Consider the following 15,351-nt stretch of genomic DNA (forward strand, 5'->3'; position numbering starts at 1 on the left):
CTGACCTCACCATGACGTGTCAACAGTAAAATTAGCACGTCATTTCAATTGGTTAATTAATCCTCAAAATGCAGCGTTAATGCACATTCGATGAGCGATTATTCTCATCTTCCCGGTTATCGCGTAATCGTTGCAGGGGATTCTGCCGATAAAACTGGGAAAAACGCTGCCATAGTGCAGGAAAACGAGGTGCAAATAATTCGGGTGCGCTGAAGTAATATTCTGATAACACGGCAAAACATTCGGCAGGATCGGTCGCAGCATAGGCGTCTATACTGCAAGCGGTTTCACCCACCAGGTCAACTTCATCCTGAATATTATTCATTGCTGCATGCAAATCGTGTTCCCAGCCAGCGATATCCCGCAGCGGGATCGCCGGAATACCGCTGGCCCGATCGCCATTGCGCATATCCAGTTTGTGCGCCACTTCATGGATAATCAGATTAAAACCGGAGGCATCGAAGGAGTCCTGAATATCGAGCCAGTTCAGGATAATCGGCCCCTGCTGCCAGCTTTGCCCGGATTGAACGACGCGTTGGTTATGCACCAATCCAATGTCATCCTCCCATTCATCATCCACGACAAACGGGGCAGGGTAGATCAGAACTTCATGAAAACCATCGAGCCACTCGATACCCAATTCCAGAATGGGCAAACAGAAAAGCAGAGCAATGCGCGCACTTTTTAGCGGATCCAGTTCAAGTCCCTGCAGTGCAACTAATCTTTTTTGCTGTAAAAAACGCTCAGCCAGCGCGATAAGTCTGGCGTGTTCTTGCTCAGTGAGATTCACCAGAAGAGGAATTGCCAGGGCGTCATCCCACGGCCAGTCATCATTCCGGGTTGTTTCTTGCTCTTTCCAGGGCCACTTAATCATCGTTTTGCTCGCAAACTCGTCACTTGAACGAAATTGACGGAACGGGGTCTGTTAAAATGCCAAATTACCTGGCATTATGGCAACCGCCAAAACGGAGAGATGCCAGAGCGGCTGAATGGACCGGTCTCGAAAACCGGAGTAGGGGCAACTCTACCGGGGGTTCAAATCCCCCTCTCTCCGCCACTATTCAAACACTTAGCTCAATTCCTTTCAACGACTCATGTCACACTTGGTATAGTGTTGGTATATTCACTTGGTATAAAACTCGCCATCATCATCTTCTGATTTGCCCAATACTGGAAGATCCAATGTGGGAGAAATTTTCACTTTTCTGTCATAAACCACAACTTGGCTTTCAGTTTTGTGACCTGAGAATAGTTGTTTGTCCTTACTCGAGCCTTCGTAATCAGATATTCCCTTGGCTTTGAGATCATGAAATGTACACGGCAGTTTTCTATCTAGTTTTTTTCCTGCTGCTTCCCTTGCAGTTTCCCACAGATCGTTAAACCCACTTTTTGAATACTTAGTTTTTTTACTGCTACAAACAACGGTTTCCCGTCCACCCAGAGTCTTTGCAAGTTCGATGGCGTTATGTAGCCTCTCGGTCCAGACTTTTATTTGTTTAGTCCCGGTCTTTCCCTGCTGGATAAAAATGCCTTCCTCGCTTACTTGCGACCATTTGAGAGAAAGAACATCGGAAACGCGAGCCGCACATAAGTAAGATATCTCCATGCCAACCCGGAGAGCTGGTGCCGCCTCTTCATAAATTGCCTGATATTCTTCGTCTGTCACGTACACGTCACGGGCTTTTAAAGAGAACTTGCGTACTCCTTTGCACGGATTTCCTTTCACATACCCTCGTTCATATCCCCATGAGAAAACTCGCGACATCCCGCCGAGTTCCTGGTTTGCCTGGTTAATACTGCGTTGGCCCCGTTTATCCATATAGATCCTGACCATCTCAATTTTTATGTCATCTGCTCGCATATTCCCGAACACTGGGACCAGGTTTTTTTCATATGACCTGTAATCAGTCTGTGTCCGCGGAGCCAGTTCAGCAAAAGCTGGGCTGCTGGTGAATAACTTCCATAATTTAGAAAATGTCATTACGTCTGAACGCTTGGCTTTTTCTTCCTCATAGCGCGCCCATAGCCGGGACATACTTGTCCCGGTAATAGGTGCAAGAGTTACGCTTTGTTTTGTTCCTTTTGGCTTCCACACATAGCTATAACGGTTTTTAGTTACGCGTGGCGGGAGGTGCTTGTCTTTAGGATCTTTTCTTGGTCTGCCCATTGATTGCGTCGTAATTTGGCTCAAGTGCAACATATTCATCGACCTTAGGTAATTCAGAAACTCCGGGATCAATACTTCTGCGCAATACAATTGGGCGGTTCCGCCCATCAGTGGTGAACGGTATGCCGTGACACCGCAGTTGTCGCTGCTGGTGGGTGTAGCGCTGATAGCCAGTAATTTCTGCAATTTCCTGAGGAGACAGTGTAAGTTCGTGCATAGCTCATCTCTCTGATGGCCTGCCTGTAAAAACATACCAGGCAGGATCCATAAATTGTGAAATTAGAAAATCAATTTGCGGTCAGACGTTGCCAGATTGCTGATACGTATTTGACCTGATGCCGGGCATCAGAAAGTGCATTGTGCATGTCACCTTCAAACGGGATGTCGAAGCGCGGATTTATACCGACAGATTTACCCAGTTCGACCATGGTCCTTACGTCCCTGTCATTCCAGAACGGAACAGCGAAGGGGGTATCTGTTAACGCGTATGCGCGGCGAAGAATGACGTTATCAAACGAGCGACCATTACCCCATAACTGAACTGTGTGGCTTCCGTTAGCAGCGTTTTCAGCAATAAAGTCAGCCAGGAGTTCGAGGGTCTCAAGCAACCCCATGGCTTCATCAACAAGAATGGCAGAGCGGGCTTCAGATGATTGTTTCAACCACCACTGAATCGTCGACGCATCCGGTTTCATGCCAAACGACATCGATGACTCCAGACTGACAACCTGGTAAAACTCGGCACCAGTGTTACCAGTTGAAGGATCAAAAAATACTGCGCCAATAGAGACTATTGGGGCATCAGGACTGTTGCCCATAGTTTCCATATCAACCATCAGGTGAGTATAAAAAGCGTTCAGGGGATCCGTATCAATATGGTGAACGGGTTCATTATTCAGAGAAGCTGACGCGTCACCAGTTGCATCAGCGCTTTTAACTGGCAAAACTGCTGTTTCGCTCTGAGACACTTCAGGATTAGCTTTGATTTCGTTGTTGTTAGTTTCTTCCATCTGCACATTGCTGGTGGCTTCCTCTGTATTGGTATTATGTAACTTATTCTCGACGGCGCGCTGGCGTACCTGGTCTACGACAGAAAGTGCGTGTGCTGGCTGGTTACCCATCAGGCCATCGATGGAGAACACGCCGTTGCCCATGTTAGCGATTTCTGGTTGTTCGACTCCTGCCTTCTGTTCAGCTGTGACTTTCTCGTTAACCTCGTTTTCCCAGCTTTTTTCTGGCACATGACCAGCCGCCAGCAGGGTTTCCTGGCATGGTGTTTCATGGTTGCTTTCTGTCAGGTTTGCGTTGATATAGGCCTGCAGCCGACCAGGAAATTTAACCAGTTCGGATGATGTACCGCGGATAAGCGCAAAGATAGCGGCTCGCGAATAGTCCAGAATGCCAGCGCTTTTTCGCAGTGCTTCCGACCATTCCTTAAAAGGACTCTCTTTTTTGGTGACGATCTCTTTTGCCCGGCGGTAGACCCCACCCGGGATGTCGTAGATATTGAAATCCATTGGAAGAGTGGCCAGCGCAATCTCAACGTCGAGCGTATCCAGTGTATGAGCATAATCGGTATTGCGATCAGTCTTATTGCCACCACCAGCGTTCGTTCCAGTATCAGTGCGCTGAATCTGCGACACACGATTTCCCTTACACCACTCTTTAACCAGCAATCCGCGGTCAATGTGTTCAGTACTGAACCAGGCCTTAAAAAACTGAATTACGGTAGACAGATCCACTCGTTTACCATCAACCGGGAAAATAGTTTTTAGCGCGCTGACAATTTTCCAGATATCGATCTCTGGCGCTTTCCTGAATGGTTCTACATTCTCGGCGGCAAGCAGCAGGTTCTGCACATAGCTGTTATCCACATCCAGCTCAAGTTCCTGAATGGTTTTCTTCTGTTCAGTATCAATATGGTAAGCATATTCATCAGAAATAAACTGAGCCAAAAGGCGCTGGCGTAGCGGGAGAGTCGCAACGGTAATGAGTTCTGGCGTTACAGGTGGAACGGTGGGCTCATCACCCACAATTCGTGCTTTCTTATCGATAACCCACTCCTGCACGGTTTGAGTCCGCGCTTTCGGTTCCGCAATCCATTCGGTAATAAATTCCTCAAATGAAGCAATGTTATAGACCTGCTCACGGTCGAAGACTTCTTTTATTGCGTTTGCCAGGTTCCACTCGACATGAGCAGAAAGCTCTTTCGCCGCTGGCACATTTGCAACGGCCAGTAACAGGTTTTGTATATAGAGATCATTTTCGTCCAGTTCCATTTGTCCGATCTGGACGTGCCGCGCTTCACTGATTTCCTTCTCTTCACCGTCATTTAACAGGTGCGCAATCAGCCGCTGAGACAGGCGCAGGCGAGATATGGGGCGGAGCAATGCTGGCGCATCGCTGGTGGGTACATTGGCACTGGAGGTTTCAGGTTTTTGCTGGCTGGAAGCCTCCAGATTTTCATTATCCTGCTTCTGTTTCAGTTGCCACGTTTGCTGGTCTTCTGCCAGTTCGTAACGATCGCACCATGTGTCATCAAGTGTGCTTTCCTCAGGAAGATCGTCAACAACAAACCAGTTGGTGCGGACAGGTAATTGATAGTCGGCGCCACGACCGACGGCAATATTGTTGTCTTCGAGAATATTGAGGATTTCGCGTTCTGCACGGGAATCTGATTTCGCAGAGAACCAGCAAAACAGGTTTTTTGCCTCAGTTGCTTTCGCTTTGGCTTTAATAAGATACGCATACGTTAACATTGCGTTCGGGCTCCATAGGATTGTAAGATACCCGGCAGCTGATGATCGCCGCCTAAGGTAGTGGTTATTGGTCAAAACTCGTTCCGGAAAGCTTTGGTCGGCTGACCGGGTACTTAACCCGCCAAGCGCGGGTTTTGTGCTTTATGGGGTAGGGGATTTTCCCTGCACCAGCTGTGCAACGGGGACCCACTCCAGAGCATTCAGTACGGGTTCAAATGAATCAGGCGTGTGAGTAACGGCGCGAACGACGTCAGCCACGCTGGGGTTTGCTTTGCTAAGGTGGTACCCGCCACCAGCGCCACGCTGGCTGGTGACGATTTCACTGCTGCGCAGCTTCGAGAAAATCTGCTCGAGGTAAGATACAGACAGCTTTGATTCCTTACTGATAGATGCGACGGAAACAGGGCTGCCGTTATAAACCCTGTTGAGGATGGCAACCACCTGAACAGATGCCACCACACGTTTCATTCCAAACTCCATAGTCACTTCCTTACTGATGCTGGCAACAGCCATTGGTCAAACTCGTTATGAACGAACTGAAGTCTGTTGGTCGGCAGACGGGTCGCCCTTCTGGGCGAGCATGTAGCAAATCAGTCGAATGATTACTTCAATACGGTTTAGATGTACGGCCTGACACCGCACTGGTTTACGTGCGAAATCGATCATGGATTTATCCTCTTGCTTTGCCCTTGTCGCCAGGCTGGCGGAACGTTGAACCTGCTGCGTGTTAATGCTTGTCATCTCATCCGGTGATTCGTATGCCGCCGGCAGCTACTTCGTGGGCGTCCTGCCTTGATGACGCTTTTCAAACTGTGTTTATATTTAAACCCCAAATGTGTTTAAAAGTCAACACGGCATGTGTTTAAGGTGGCGAGGATGATAACGATATGGGAAAAGGGAAGGTGAAAGGCATAAAAAAACCAGCCAAGTAGGCTGGTTAGATTGTTAAAAATTGTAGCTTAATCGTCAGTTGGCTTTAATCGTCCCCGAAGGTACTTCTCGACATACTCATCAATTTCTTTCAGCCGCAATTGAAAGGTATCGATCATTCTGTCTTGTTCAGACTCCGGCAACTGGTCAAAAAGAGTAATCAACTTACGATGTTTTGGCGTTAACCATGATTCGGCGTGATCATCACCAAACATCAGTTCAGCCGGGCTAATTCCGAGAGCTTTAGATATCGTTATAGCGTCGTCAACGCCCACATTGCGGCGACCCGCTTCATAGTTCCCGATGCGTGACTGAGCCCACCCACATAACTCTGCGAGTTTAGATTGCGACATATTTTTCTGTTCGCGTAGCTGCTTCAGTCTGGCGGCAATTGCAGTGTTTATATTCATTACTGATTTTTACCACGTTACGTGTTAACGCTCAAAGAACGTTTCGTCTTGACTATCTAACACATTATGTGTTTAATTCAGCTAAACACTAGATGTGAGGACAAGATGAACAACATCGCCAAAGAACGGCAAGCGCTCGGTTTAACTCAAGAGCAATTAGCCAAATTATTCGGGTGGCGTCAGTCAAGGCTCTCAAATTATGAGAACGGAACACGTCAGCCTGGCCTACCGGAATGCAGATTGATTGTGGAGAAGCTTAACGAGTTAGGGCGCACCTGCTCTCTTGATAGTGTATTTCCGCCACAAAGCGAGGTCTGAAAGATGCAATCAGTAGCTTATACCCATAATAAACCACGAGTAGCCGCTGCGGTGAAATCGCAAAATCAATTTAAACCCCAGCGACGCGACAGCATTCAGCACCGCGTCATATTGGCAGCCGTTCGTGAATGGGAATCGACATTACCAGGACAGGCACAGGAACGGATCGCTCAGCTGGTGGCTGAAGAGTGGGCCAAGGCAGATGGTCGTGGAATTGCTGTTAATAAACAGAATTTATTTCGATATCTGAAAAACGGAGGAGGGTCAGAAAAGTACACGGCTTACGTGATGCAGCTGTCAGGCTCAATCATCGCCGCTATGCCAGTTCAGATTGCCAGGAAGCACGGGTTAAGTAATGCGAGCACAGAGGCGGAGCTGGTGGCTAACGCTATCAAAGAATGCAGTGAGGCACACCAGGCGAAATTAATCGGTGCTCCGTTACAGAAGCTCGAGAAGGAGATTCGTGAAGCGGCAATCGCATTGTTCAACATGCTACCTGCTGACGCGGCGGGACCACTACTGGCGAGTATAAGCGCCGTAGCGCCGCAATTGTTTTAATCGAGTTTTGACCAATGACCATTATTACTGCAACTCGCGGGGTGAAGTATGCCTAATCCTTTGGCTAAGGCCATGCCTAAGAGTAAGGCTAGTAACGAGCCTTACCGTAAGGTGAAGATTACCATGTGGGATGATCCTAAGTTTCGAGCCTTATCACCACTCCCGCCAAGTGGGCAGAGTCTGTTTATTTACCTGCTTACTGGACCATTCACAGGGATTATTCCCGGGCTGTATAAGGCGGGAAGGGCGGCTATGGCCGAAGAATTAAACTGGGATGTCGAAGCCTTCGACTTAGCCTTAGGTGAAGCCATAGCGTTAGGTATGGTGGAAGCCGATCTTAAAGCCAGAGTTTTTTGGTTGCCTAATGCGGTGAAACATAACCCGCCAGCATCAGTAAACGTGATCAAATCCTGGGCAAGATCGTTTGAATTACTGCCTGAATGTTCACTGAAAGATAAAGCATATGAAGCTCTCAAAGCCGCCTGCTACGGGGTTTCTGACGCTATGGGGATGGCTTTTGATAAGGCTTTCGCCTTGCCTAAGGATAAGGCTAAGTCTTTGGCTAAACCTTTGCCATCAGGTATCCAGAAAGCAGTTAGCAGTAAACAGATCTTAAACCCCTCTCTTAACGCGGGTGCGATGAAAAATCTGAATGGGGATGAACTGCCATCCCCGGCCATGCCCCGATACCTGGACGGTGTTGATGAACCGATCGGGAAATTCAGCATGGCAGATAGCTGGCTTCCCTCCAGAGACTTCCGACAGCGCGCCGCATCGTGGGGTATCACCTTGCCTGAACCAGATTACCTTCTGACTGAACTCGCAGAATTCACCGCGTATTGGGAGTCGGAAGGGAAAGTTTTTACACAAATCCAGTGGGAACAAAAATTTGCCCGACATGTAGCCCGGGTGAGAACGCAGGTAAAACCAGAAACCGGAGGTAACAGTCATGTGGGAGCAGGATCAGAACCAACAGCATCCCGGGCAGTTCAGCAAATTCAGTCAGCACACGCAGTGTGGCGCCGCAGGAATGGACTTGATGGCGACGGAAACAGCCTGGCGACTGTGGCAGGTCATGGGGGAGGTGTATTCGAACCGATGGACCCAGAAGAACGGGGCGGAGCCTTCGCCTATCTGGATAGCCCAGATAGGTTCGATGACTGAACAGCAAATTAGGTTGGTCTGTCAGCAATGCATGGAGCGCTGCGCGATGGGAAATACATGGCCGCCTGACCTGGCTGAGTTTGTTTCTCTGGTTTCAGAGAGTGGGGCGAATCCATTCGGACTGAAATCGGAGCAGGTTATGACGGAATACCGGCGCTGGCGCAATGAGTCATATCGGTATTCAGGAAGCGATAAATATCCATGGCCTCAGCCCGTGCTGTATCACATCTGCATCGAAATGCGCAGAACGGGCGTAGAACGACAAATGACAGAGGGGGAGCTGAAACGACTGGCAGAAAAGTTACTCACGAAGTGGTCGAAGCATGTTGGTAATGGACTAAGTGTCCCACCAATTCGACGTCAACTGGAAGCGCCGCGCCATCCGGCAGGACCAACGCCAGCACAATTACTGATAGATGAATACAGGCGTCGAAAAGCGGCAGGATTAACAAATTGAATAATGAACAATCAGTAAATCTGATATTAAAACCACATAGCCATCATATTCGAATTTTCGAATGTGATGGTTGACGACACTCAACTATTGCAGGAAACTACGGAGAGAATTCAGGAGACTAAAATGGCTGAACTAACTTCTCTACAACTCTTCAAAAACCTTTCCGATGAAACTCGGCTGGGCATCGTGTTGCTGCTTAGAGAAATGGGAGAGCTATGCGTGTGCGATCTCTGTACGGCGCTGGATCAGTCGCAGCCCAAGATCTCCCGTCATCTGGCAATGCTCCGGGAAAGTGGACTATTGCTGGATCGCAAGCAGGGCAAGTGGGTTCACTACCGCTTATCTCCGCATATTCCTTCATGGGCTGCTCAGGTAATTGAGCAGGCCTGGTTAAGCCAACAGGACGACGTACAGGCCATCGCCCGTAAGCTGGCATCTGCAAACTGCTCTGGTAGCGGTAAGGCTGTTTGCATCTAAAAAATTTGCCTGAACATATATGATTTTCCGAATGTGAGGTATTCAGAATGAAGACGTTAACGGTGTTTGACCCGGCAATGTGCTGCAGTACCGGCGTATGTGGCTCAGATGTCGATCAGGTTCTGGTTGATTTCTCTGCTGATGTGCAGTGGCTGAAAGGACGTGGCGTACAGGTTGAACGTTACAACCTGGCGCAGCAGCCCATGAGCTTTGTTCAGAATGAGAAAGCGAAAGCATTCCTCGAAGCATCTGGAGCAGAAGGGCTTCCGCTACTGCTGTTGGACGGTGAAACGGTGATGGCTGGGCGATACCCAAAACGCGCTGAGCTGGCTCGCTGGTTCGGTATTCCGCTGGAGAAGGTAGGGTTAGCTCCCACCAGCTGCTGTGGTGGTAATACTTCCTGTTGCTGAATATGTCAGGAGGACATATGAAATTCTTAGAGAACATCCCGCCTTACCTGTTTTTTACTGGCAAGGGAGGCGTAGGAAAAACGTCCATTTCCTGCGCGACGGCTATCCGCCTTGCCGAACAAGGTAAGCGGGTTTTGCTGGTCAGTACAGATCCGGCCTCCAATGTCGGCCAGGTATTCGATCAGGCTATCGGTAACACCATTCGCCCTGTGACAGCAGTTCATGGACTTTCCGCTCTGGAAATCGACCCGCAGGAAGCCGCCAAACAATACCGCTCCAGAATCGTTGATCCTATCAAAGGTCTTTTGCCTGATGACGTTGTTAACAGTATCAGCGAGCAGCTTTCAGGAGCCTGTACCACTGAGATTGCGGCGTTTGATGAGTTCACCGACTTATTGACAGACGCTTCCCTGCTGACCCGCTTCGATCATATCATTTTTGATACAGCGCCGACGGGCCACACGATTCGCCTTCTCCAGCTTCCCGGAGCCTGGAGTAGCTTCATTGAAAGTAATCCAGATGGTGCTTCCTGTCTTGGCCCAATGGCCGGGCTGGAAAAGCAGCGTGAGCAGTATGCTCATGCGGTAGAGGCGTTATCCGATCCTGAACGTACCCGCCTGGTTCTGGTTGCGCGACTGCAAAAATCTACGCTGCAGGAAGTCGCCCGCACCCATGAAGAACTCGCCGCAATTGGCCTGAAAAACCAATACCTGGTGATTAATGGTGTGCTGCCTAAAGCCGAAGCTGAACATGACTCCCTGGCCGCTGCGATATGGCAACGTGAGCAGGAGGCACTGGCAAATCTTCCTGCCGGTTTATCTGAGCTACCGACAGATACCCTATTACTACAGCCAGTCAATATGGTTGGTGTTTCAGCCTTGAAGGGACTGCTGGATACCGGTTCTGAGGCATTACCGCTCCCGGTAACGAACATCCAGTACACGCCTGAAAACTTATCGCTCTCTGGCCTGGTCGATGATATCGCTCGCAGTGAGCACGGCCTGATTATGTTGATGGGCAAAGGTGGCGTAGGTAAAACCACGATGGCAGCGGCTATCGCCGTCAGGCTGGCAGACATGGGATTTGACGTGCATCTCACGACCTCTGATCCTGCTGCGCACCTGAGTACAACGCTGAACGGCAGCCTCAAAAACCTTCAGGTCAGCCGCATCAACCCTCACGATGAAACCGAACGCTATCGCCAGCATGTTCTTGAGACGAAGGGAAGAGATCTGGACGAAGCAGGGAAACGGCTACTGGAAGAGGATTTGCGCTCTCCCTGTACTGAAGAAATTGCCGTGTTTCAGGCCTTTTCCAGGGTGATTCGTGAAGCGGGTAAACGGTTTGTTGTCATGGATACCGCCCCTACCGGACACACGCTGTTGCTGCTGGATGCGACCGGGGCTTACCACCGAGAGATTGCCAAAAAAATGGGGAGTAAAGGTCATTTTACTACCCCAATGATGCAGCTTCAGGATCCGGATAGAACCAAAGTTCTGCTTGTTACGCTTCCTGAAACCACACCGGTTCTGGAAGCGGCAAACCTGCAGGCTGACCTTGAAAGAGCGGGGATTCATCCGTGGGGCTGGATTATCAATAACAGCCTTTCCATTGCGGATACGCGTTCTCCGTTGCTTTGCCAGCGCGCCCGGCAGGAACGGCCTCAGATTGAGGCTGTTAAGAATCAGCACGCTGAGCGTATAGCGCTTGTTCCGGTGCTGGCGTCAGAGCCCGCCGGTATTGAAAAGCTCAGAGAGTTGATGAGTTAATTTTTTGGCATATACAGGGCGGCAAAGTCGCCCTGTCAGGAGGTTTTATGTTACTGGCAGGCGCTATTTTTGTCCTGACCATTGTTTTGGTTATCTGGCAACCGAAGGGATTAGGGATCGGCTGGAGTGCAATGCTGGGCGCGGGACTGGCTCTGATATCAGGCGTTGTGCATGTGGGCGATATTCCGGTGGTGTGGAATATCGTCTGGAACGCGACGGCGACCTTTATTGCCGTAATTATTATCAGCCTGCTGCTTGATGAGTCCGGTTTTTTCGAATGGGCAGCGCTGCACGTTTCCCGCTGGGGTAATGGTCGTGGACGTTTGCTCTTTACGTATATCGTCCTGCTCGGTGCGGCGGTGGCGGCACTGTTTGCCAACGATGGTGCGGCACTTATTCTGACGCCGATAGTCATTGCCATGCTGCTGGCATTAGGGTTCAGCAAAGGCACCACGCTGGCATTCGTCATGGCTGCCGGTTTTATTGCCGATACGGCCAGCCTGCCGCTTATCGTGTCGAACCTGGTGAATATAGTCTCGGCGGACTTCTTTGGACTGGGCTTCACTGAGTATGCGTCGGTAATGGTGCCGGTGGATATTGCCGCTATTATCGCCACGCTGGTGATGCTGCATCTGTTCTTCCGCAAAGATATTCCACCGACTTACGACCTGGCTCTCCTGAAAGCACCGGCAAAGGCGATTAAAGATCTGGCAACCTTCAGAACCGGCTGGATAGTTTTAATTCTTCTGCTGGTTGGGTTCTTTGTCCTCGAGCCGCTCGGTATTCCCGTTAGCGCAATTGCGGCTGTTGGAGCTGTGATCCTGTTTGCAGTAGCTAAACGAGGCCATGCCATTAACACCGGCAAAGTGCTGCGCGGTGCGCCATGGCAGATTGTCATCTTCTCATTGGGGATGTACTTGGTGGTCTACGGTCTGCGCAACGCCGGGCTAACCGAATACCTTTCAGGTGTGCTGAACGTACTGGCGGATAAAGGACTCTGGGCTGCGACGCTGGGTACTGGCTTCCTGACGGCTTTCCTGTCTTCCATCATGAACAACATGCCTACCGTGCTGGTTGGCGCTCTTTCTATCGATGGAAGCACTGCAACTGGCGTTATTAAAGAGGCAATGATCTACGCCAACGTGATTGGCTGCGATCTGGGCCCGAAAATTACACCTATTGGTAGCCTGGCAACGCTGCTCTGGCTGCACGTCCTTTCACAGAAGAATATGACCATCACCTGGGGATACTATTTCCGCACCGGGATCGTCATGACTCTGCCTGTGCTGTTTGTAACGCTGGCCGCGCTGGCGCTACGTCTCTCTTTCACTTTGTAATGAGATACTGATATGAGCAACATCACCATTTATCACAACCCGGCCTGCGGTACGTCGCGTAACACGCTTGAGATGATCCGCAACAGTGGTAATGAGCCGACCGTTATTCATTACCTTGAAAATCCACCGTCTCGCGATGTACTGGTCAAACTTATTGCGGATATGGGGATTACAGTACGGGCGCTGCTGCGTAAAAATGTCGAGCCTTATGAAGAACTGGGGCTTGCCGAAGATAAGTTTACTGACGATCAGTTAATCGGCTATATGCTGCAGCATCCGATCCTGATTAACCGCCCGATTGTGGTGACTCCACTAGGTACTAAACTATGTCGTCCTTCCGAGGTGGTTCTGGATATCCTTCCAGATGCTCAGAAAGCAGCTTTCGCCAAGGAAGACGGTGAAAAAGTCGTTGATGATTCAGGTAAAAGACTGAAATAGCCTACAAAAGAGCCGCCTATAATTGGGTGGCTCCTTTATCAAATGAAAACAATGTAATGCTTCAATTTAATTCTTTAGGCTGTTGATGCAACATTCTTCGCGTAGAAAATCAATAATCGACTCTAACTTGTCATATTGAGAAACGCAGATTAAGGAGCGGCTTTCGCGATTTTGTTTAACCAATCCTACAGAAACTAGAGCGGAGATATGATGGCTCAGTGTTGAAGCAGGAATCGCAAGTTGTTTTTGTAGATCGCCTACAGGTAAACCTTGCTCACCGGCTTTAACAAGGTGTTTGAATATAAACAAACGTGTCGGATGGCCTAGCTCTTTCATAGCTTTGGCGACTTCTTCTAGCTGCATGGTGCCTTCCTCATTCAGTAATATTTCGATAATACCAGAAATATGTTGCTCTTACACATATAATTCGAATATTCTAGAAATGTGGTTTATTGGAGGTTTTATGAATAGCTTGATTTCTATGTTTACTAGCGCAGCAGAGATGTTCCTGTTTCTGGCTGTCGAGTTATCAGTCCTTTTTTTTCTGATTAGTGCAGGTGTTAGCCTTATCAGACAAAAGATACCCGACCATAAGATTCAAAAAATGTTAGGTGCGAAAAAGGGGAAAGGGTACATTCTTGCATCGTTGTTAGGAGCTGTAACACCGTTTTGCAGTTGCTCTACAATTCCCATGTTACGCGGGCTCTTATCAGCAAAAGCAGGCTTTGGTCCAACACTTACATTCTTGTTTGTTTCGCCTCTGCTTAACCCGATAATCATTGGTCTGATGTGGGTTACTTTTGGTTGGAAAGTGACCCTGCTATACGCTGTTATAGCAGCTACAGTTTCCGTACTGGCAAGTATTTTGTTAGATGTGCTTGGTTTTGACAGGCATATTGTCGAAACATCCAAATCCTTGGCTAATTGTTGTGGTGTTAGTAGGGGAAAAACTCTTGAAACCAAACTACAGAGTGCTCCAGCATGCTGTTCTGTATCAAATCAACAGGACGTAGAGGCTAATAGTTGTTCTAAACCGCAAAAAATATTTAAGAGTTTCTCAGCATTTCGGAGCATAAGTAGTGAATTGACCTGCGAAAAAGATCAAACAAATAAACAAAACTTCTCGAAAAGTGTAGTAAGAGATCCTAGTGTGATACGTCTGGCATTTCAGGACGCATGGATTCAATTTAAAGATGTATTACCTTATCTAATGTTAGGTATTGTTATTGGATCGTTTATCTACGGTTTTATCCCTGCTGAGTGGATTGCTACTCATGCTGGGAAAAATAATCCATTTGCCATTCCATTAAGTGCAGTTATTGGAATACCTCTTTATATACGGGCTGAGGCAGTAATTCCGTTGGCATCAGTCTTGATGGATAAAGGCATGGGGACGGGAGCAGTAATGGCTCTGATTATTGGTAGCGCAGGAGCTAGCCTGACGGAAGTAATACTGCTAAAATCCATGTTCAAAACACCCTTGATTGCTGCATTCCTGACCGTTATTTTGGGGATGGCAATTATTATGGGCTACCTAACACAGTTGTTATTTTAATTGGGTATGCTAGACAGAACCAGTGAAGATTGCAGGGGGCGAGCATATGAACGTTGTGAAATCACTCCTAATCAAAAATGTTATCCAAATTTAAGGACGTTGATAGCTCCGTACTTGCAATGGTGTTAAAACAACAAGTCCTTATAGAAATGAACCCGCTTCGGCGGGTTTTTTTTCATCAAATCTATAGGCTAAGGTTAACAATTTGTGCTCTTAAGTCATTGATCATTTCAAAGTATCGGTGTACTGTATAAACATACAGTATATGCAGTGAGGGCTAATATGATAGTTGAACTAACCATTGATAGTACTAAAGATCTTCCAAAGGGAGCTGTTCCGGCACTGGAGAAAGAATTGCTTAAAAGGTTGGGCAACCACTATGAGAACTGCAGCCTGAGCATACGACGTGCAGGCTCCGATGGTTTAAGTGTGTTTGGGGGTGACAAGGAAGATAAAAAGAAAATAGAGACTATTCTCCAGGAAACCTGGGAAAGTGCTGACGACTGGTTTTATTAATTATTTTGGGTGTTACTTTGATCCCGTTTGCATGGGGGAGTTTAAGTGAAAGTGGACTGACCCCACCCCGGTAGACGATCCTGCCC

General features: G+C 48.5%; 18 protein-coding genes, 1 tRNA gene and 1 pseudogene. 12 read left to right on the plus strand and 8 right to left on the minus strand.

Annotated features, from left to right (window positions below):
• Positions 1-76: 76 nt before the first annotated feature.
• Positions 77-874: a DgsA anti-repressor MtfA gene (gene mtfA / locus FDX01_RS20565; protein WP_115258844.1), complete on the minus strand. Its 798-nt coding sequence runs from the start codon at positions 872-874 to the stop codon at positions 77-79.
• A 93-nt stretch (positions 875-967) separates the two neighbouring features.
• Between mtfA and FDX01_RS20570 the strand changes: the two genes are divergently transcribed.
• Positions 968-1,057: transfer RNA gene (locus FDX01_RS20570), tRNA-Ser, on the plus strand.
• Between the two features lie 66 nt (positions 1,058-1,123).
• Here FDX01_RS20570 and FDX01_RS20575 read toward each other — a convergent pair.
• From FDX01_RS20575 to FDX01_RS20600, 6 genes and pseudogenes are all read right to left on the minus strand, one after another.
• On the minus strand, positions 1,124-2,167 hold the full coding sequence (locus FDX01_RS20575) for a tyrosine-type recombinase/integrase (RefSeq protein ID WP_103285481.1): 1,044 nt from the start codon (positions 2,165-2,167) through the stop codon (positions 1,124-1,126).
• Positions 2,142-2,384 carry a DUF4224 domain-containing protein gene (locus tag FDX01_RS20580; protein ID WP_071667664.1) on the minus strand — a complete coding sequence of 81 codons (243 nt, stop codon included), beginning with the start codon at positions 2,382-2,384 and terminating at the stop codon, positions 2,142-2,144. The genes FDX01_RS20575 and FDX01_RS20580 overlap by 26 nt, the downstream gene beginning before the upstream one ends.
• A 70-nt stretch (positions 2,385-2,454) precedes the next feature.
• On the minus strand, positions 2,455-4,926 hold the full coding sequence (locus FDX01_RS20585) for an exonuclease (protein ID WP_137400376.1): 2,472 nt from the start codon (positions 4,924-4,926) through the stop codon (positions 2,455-2,457).
• 141 nt (positions 4,927-5,067) lie between these two features.
• Positions 5,068-5,406 carry an Rrf2 family transcriptional regulator gene (locus FDX01_RS20590; protein WP_225280726.1) on the minus strand — a complete coding sequence of 113 codons (339 nt, stop codon included), beginning with the start codon at positions 5,404-5,406 and terminating at the stop codon, positions 5,068-5,070.
• Between the two features lie 45 nt (positions 5,407-5,451).
• Positions 5,452-5,592 (minus strand): annotated as a pseudogene (locus FDX01_RS20595) (hypothetical protein); the annotation flags it as partial.
• A gap of 293 nt (positions 5,593-5,885) precedes the next feature.
• A complete protein-coding gene (locus FDX01_RS20600; protein ID WP_003832307.1) occupies positions 5,886-6,266 on the minus strand; it encodes a helix-turn-helix domain-containing protein in 381 nt (126 codons plus the stop codon).
• 105 nt (positions 6,267-6,371) lie between these two features.
• Between FDX01_RS20600 and FDX01_RS20605 the strand changes: the two genes are divergently transcribed.
• From FDX01_RS20605 to arsC, 9 genes are all read left to right on the plus strand, one after another.
• On the plus strand, positions 6,372-6,584 hold the full coding sequence (locus FDX01_RS20605) for a helix-turn-helix transcriptional regulator (protein WP_003832309.1): 213 nt from the start codon (positions 6,372-6,374) through the stop codon (positions 6,582-6,584).
• A 3-nt stretch (positions 6,585-6,587) separates the two neighbouring features.
• Positions 6,588-7,142, plus strand: a complete 555-nt coding sequence (locus tag FDX01_RS20610) for a toxin YdaT family protein (RefSeq protein ID WP_103285479.1) — start codon at positions 6,588-6,590, stop codon at positions 7,140-7,142.
• A 252-nt stretch (positions 7,143-7,394) separates the two neighbouring features.
• The gene (locus FDX01_RS20615; RefSeq protein WP_170974787.1) at positions 7,395-8,306 is read left to right on the plus strand and encodes a DnaT-like ssDNA-binding domain-containing protein; all 912 of its coding nucleotides are present in this window, start codon (positions 7,395-7,397) and stop codon (positions 8,304-8,306) included.
• Positions 8,218-8,763: a replication protein P gene (locus FDX01_RS20620; RefSeq protein ID WP_122984015.1), complete on the plus strand. Its 546-nt coding sequence runs from the start codon at positions 8,218-8,220 to the stop codon at positions 8,761-8,763. The genes FDX01_RS20615 and FDX01_RS20620 overlap by 89 nt, the downstream gene beginning before the upstream one ends.
• A gap of 123 nt (positions 8,764-8,886) precedes the next feature.
• Complete coding sequence (arsR, locus tag FDX01_RS20625) at positions 8,887-9,240, plus strand: As(III)-sensing metalloregulatory transcriptional repressor ArsR (RefSeq protein WP_044700602.1); 354 nt, start codon at positions 8,887-8,889, stop codon at positions 9,238-9,240.
• Between the two features lie 47 nt (positions 9,241-9,287).
• Positions 9,288-9,650: an arsenite efflux transporter metallochaperone ArsD gene (gene arsD, locus FDX01_RS20630; protein ID WP_000855179.1), complete on the plus strand. Its 363-nt coding sequence runs from the start codon at positions 9,288-9,290 to the stop codon at positions 9,648-9,650.
• A gap of 17 nt (positions 9,651-9,667) precedes the next feature.
• The gene (gene arsA, locus FDX01_RS20635; RefSeq protein WP_137400378.1) at positions 9,668-11,419 is read left to right on the plus strand and encodes an arsenite efflux transporter ATPase subunit ArsA; all 1,752 of its coding nucleotides are present in this window, start codon (positions 9,668-9,670) and stop codon (positions 11,417-11,419) included.
• Between the two features lie 47 nt (positions 11,420-11,466).
• The gene (arsB, locus tag FDX01_RS20640; RefSeq protein WP_023305191.1) at positions 11,467-12,756 is read left to right on the plus strand and encodes an arsenite efflux transporter membrane subunit ArsB; all 1,290 of its coding nucleotides are present in this window, start codon (positions 11,467-11,469) and stop codon (positions 12,754-12,756) included.
• 12 nt (positions 12,757-12,768) lie between these two features.
• Positions 12,769-13,194 (plus strand): glutaredoxin-dependent arsenate reductase, encoded by a 426-nt coding sequence (arsC, locus tag FDX01_RS20645; protein ID WP_103285477.1) that lies wholly within the window; start codon positions 12,769-12,771, stop codon positions 13,192-13,194.
• A gap of 66 nt (positions 13,195-13,260) precedes the next feature.
• Here arsC and FDX01_RS20650 read toward each other — a convergent pair whose 3' ends face one another.
• On the minus strand, positions 13,261-13,557 hold the full coding sequence (locus FDX01_RS20650) for a metalloregulator ArsR/SmtB family transcription factor (protein ID WP_065554936.1): 297 nt from the start codon (positions 13,555-13,557) through the stop codon (positions 13,261-13,263).
• A gap of 100 nt (positions 13,558-13,657) precedes the next feature.
• Here FDX01_RS20650 and FDX01_RS20655 point away from each other — a divergent pair, with 100 nt between their 5' ends.
• A complete protein-coding gene (locus tag FDX01_RS20655; protein WP_137400379.1) occupies positions 13,658-14,749 on the plus strand; it encodes a permease in 1,092 nt (363 codons plus the stop codon).
• 282 nt (positions 14,750-15,031) lie between these two features.
• Positions 15,032-15,265 (plus strand): DinI family protein, encoded by a 234-nt coding sequence (locus FDX01_RS20660; protein WP_065554934.1) that lies wholly within the window; start codon positions 15,032-15,034, stop codon positions 15,263-15,265.
• The last annotated feature ends 86 nt before the right edge of the window (positions 15,266-15,351 follow it).

It is taken from the genome of Citrobacter sp. wls613 (assembly GCF_005281195.1).
GTDB classification, from domain to species: Bacteria; Pseudomonadota; Gammaproteobacteria; order Enterobacterales; family Enterobacteriaceae; genus Citrobacter; species Citrobacter gillenii.

What these genes read in the sequence shown, in the direction of transcription:
- FDX01_RS20615 (WP_170974787.1), top strand. Translation starts at nt 7,395, where the DNA reads ATGGCCGAAGAATTAAACTGGGATGTCGAAGCCTTCGACTTAGCCTTA.
- FDX01_RS20585 (WP_137400376.1), bottom strand. Translation starts at nt 4,926, where the DNA reads ATGTTAACGTATGCGTATCTTATTAAAGCCAAAGCGAAAGCAACTGAG.
- FDX01_RS20575 (WP_103285481.1), bottom strand. Translation starts at nt 2,167, where the DNA reads ATGGGCAGACCAAGAAAAGATCCTAAAGACAAGCACCTCCCGCCACGC.
- FDX01_RS20580 (WP_071667664.1), bottom strand. Translation starts at nt 2,384, where the DNA reads ATGCACGAACTTACACTGTCTCCTCAGGAAATTGCAGAAATTACTGGC.
- arsC (WP_103285477.1), top strand. Translation starts at nt 12,769, where the DNA reads ATGAGCAACATCACCATTTATCACAACCCGGCCTGCGGTACGTCGCGT.
- FDX01_RS20655 (WP_137400379.1), top strand. Translation starts at nt 13,658, where the DNA reads ATGAATAGCTTGATTTCTATGTTTACTAGCGCAGCAGAGATGTTCCTG.
- FDX01_RS20605 (WP_003832309.1), top strand. Translation starts at nt 6,372, where the DNA reads ATGAACAACATCGCCAAAGAACGGCAAGCGCTCGGTTTAACTCAAGAG.
- arsB (WP_023305191.1), top strand. Translation starts at nt 11,467, where the DNA reads ATGTTACTGGCAGGCGCTATTTTTGTCCTGACCATTGTTTTGGTTATC.
- arsA (WP_137400378.1), top strand. Translation starts at nt 9,668, where the DNA reads ATGAAATTCTTAGAGAACATCCCGCCTTACCTGTTTTTTACTGGCAAG.
- FDX01_RS20660 (WP_065554934.1), top strand. Translation starts at nt 15,032, where the DNA reads ATGATAGTTGAACTAACCATTGATAGTACTAAAGATCTTCCAAAGGGA.
- mtfA (WP_115258844.1), bottom strand. Translation starts at nt 874, where the DNA reads ATGATTAAGTGGCCCTGGAAAGAGCAAGAAACAACCCGGAATGATGAC.
- arsD (WP_000855179.1), top strand. Translation starts at nt 9,288, where the DNA reads ATGAAGACGTTAACGGTGTTTGACCCGGCAATGTGCTGCAGTACCGGC.
- FDX01_RS20600 (WP_003832307.1), bottom strand. Translation starts at nt 6,266, where the DNA reads ATGAATATAAACACTGCAATTGCCGCCAGACTGAAGCAGCTACGCGAA.
- FDX01_RS20650 (WP_065554936.1), bottom strand. Translation starts at nt 13,557, where the DNA reads ATGCAGCTAGAAGAAGTCGCCAAAGCTATGAAAGAGCTAGGCCATCCG.
- FDX01_RS20590 (WP_225280726.1), bottom strand. Translation starts at nt 5,406, where the DNA reads ATGGAGTTTGGAATGAAACGTGTGGTGGCATCTGTTCAGGTGGTTGCC.
- FDX01_RS20610 (WP_103285479.1), top strand. Translation starts at nt 6,588, where the DNA reads ATGCAATCAGTAGCTTATACCCATAATAAACCACGAGTAGCCGCTGCG.
- arsR (WP_044700602.1), top strand. Translation starts at nt 8,887, where the DNA reads ATGGCTGAACTAACTTCTCTACAACTCTTCAAAAACCTTTCCGATGAA.
- FDX01_RS20620 (WP_122984015.1), top strand. Translation starts at nt 8,218, where the DNA reads ATGGGGGAGGTGTATTCGAACCGATGGACCCAGAAGAACGGGGCGGAG.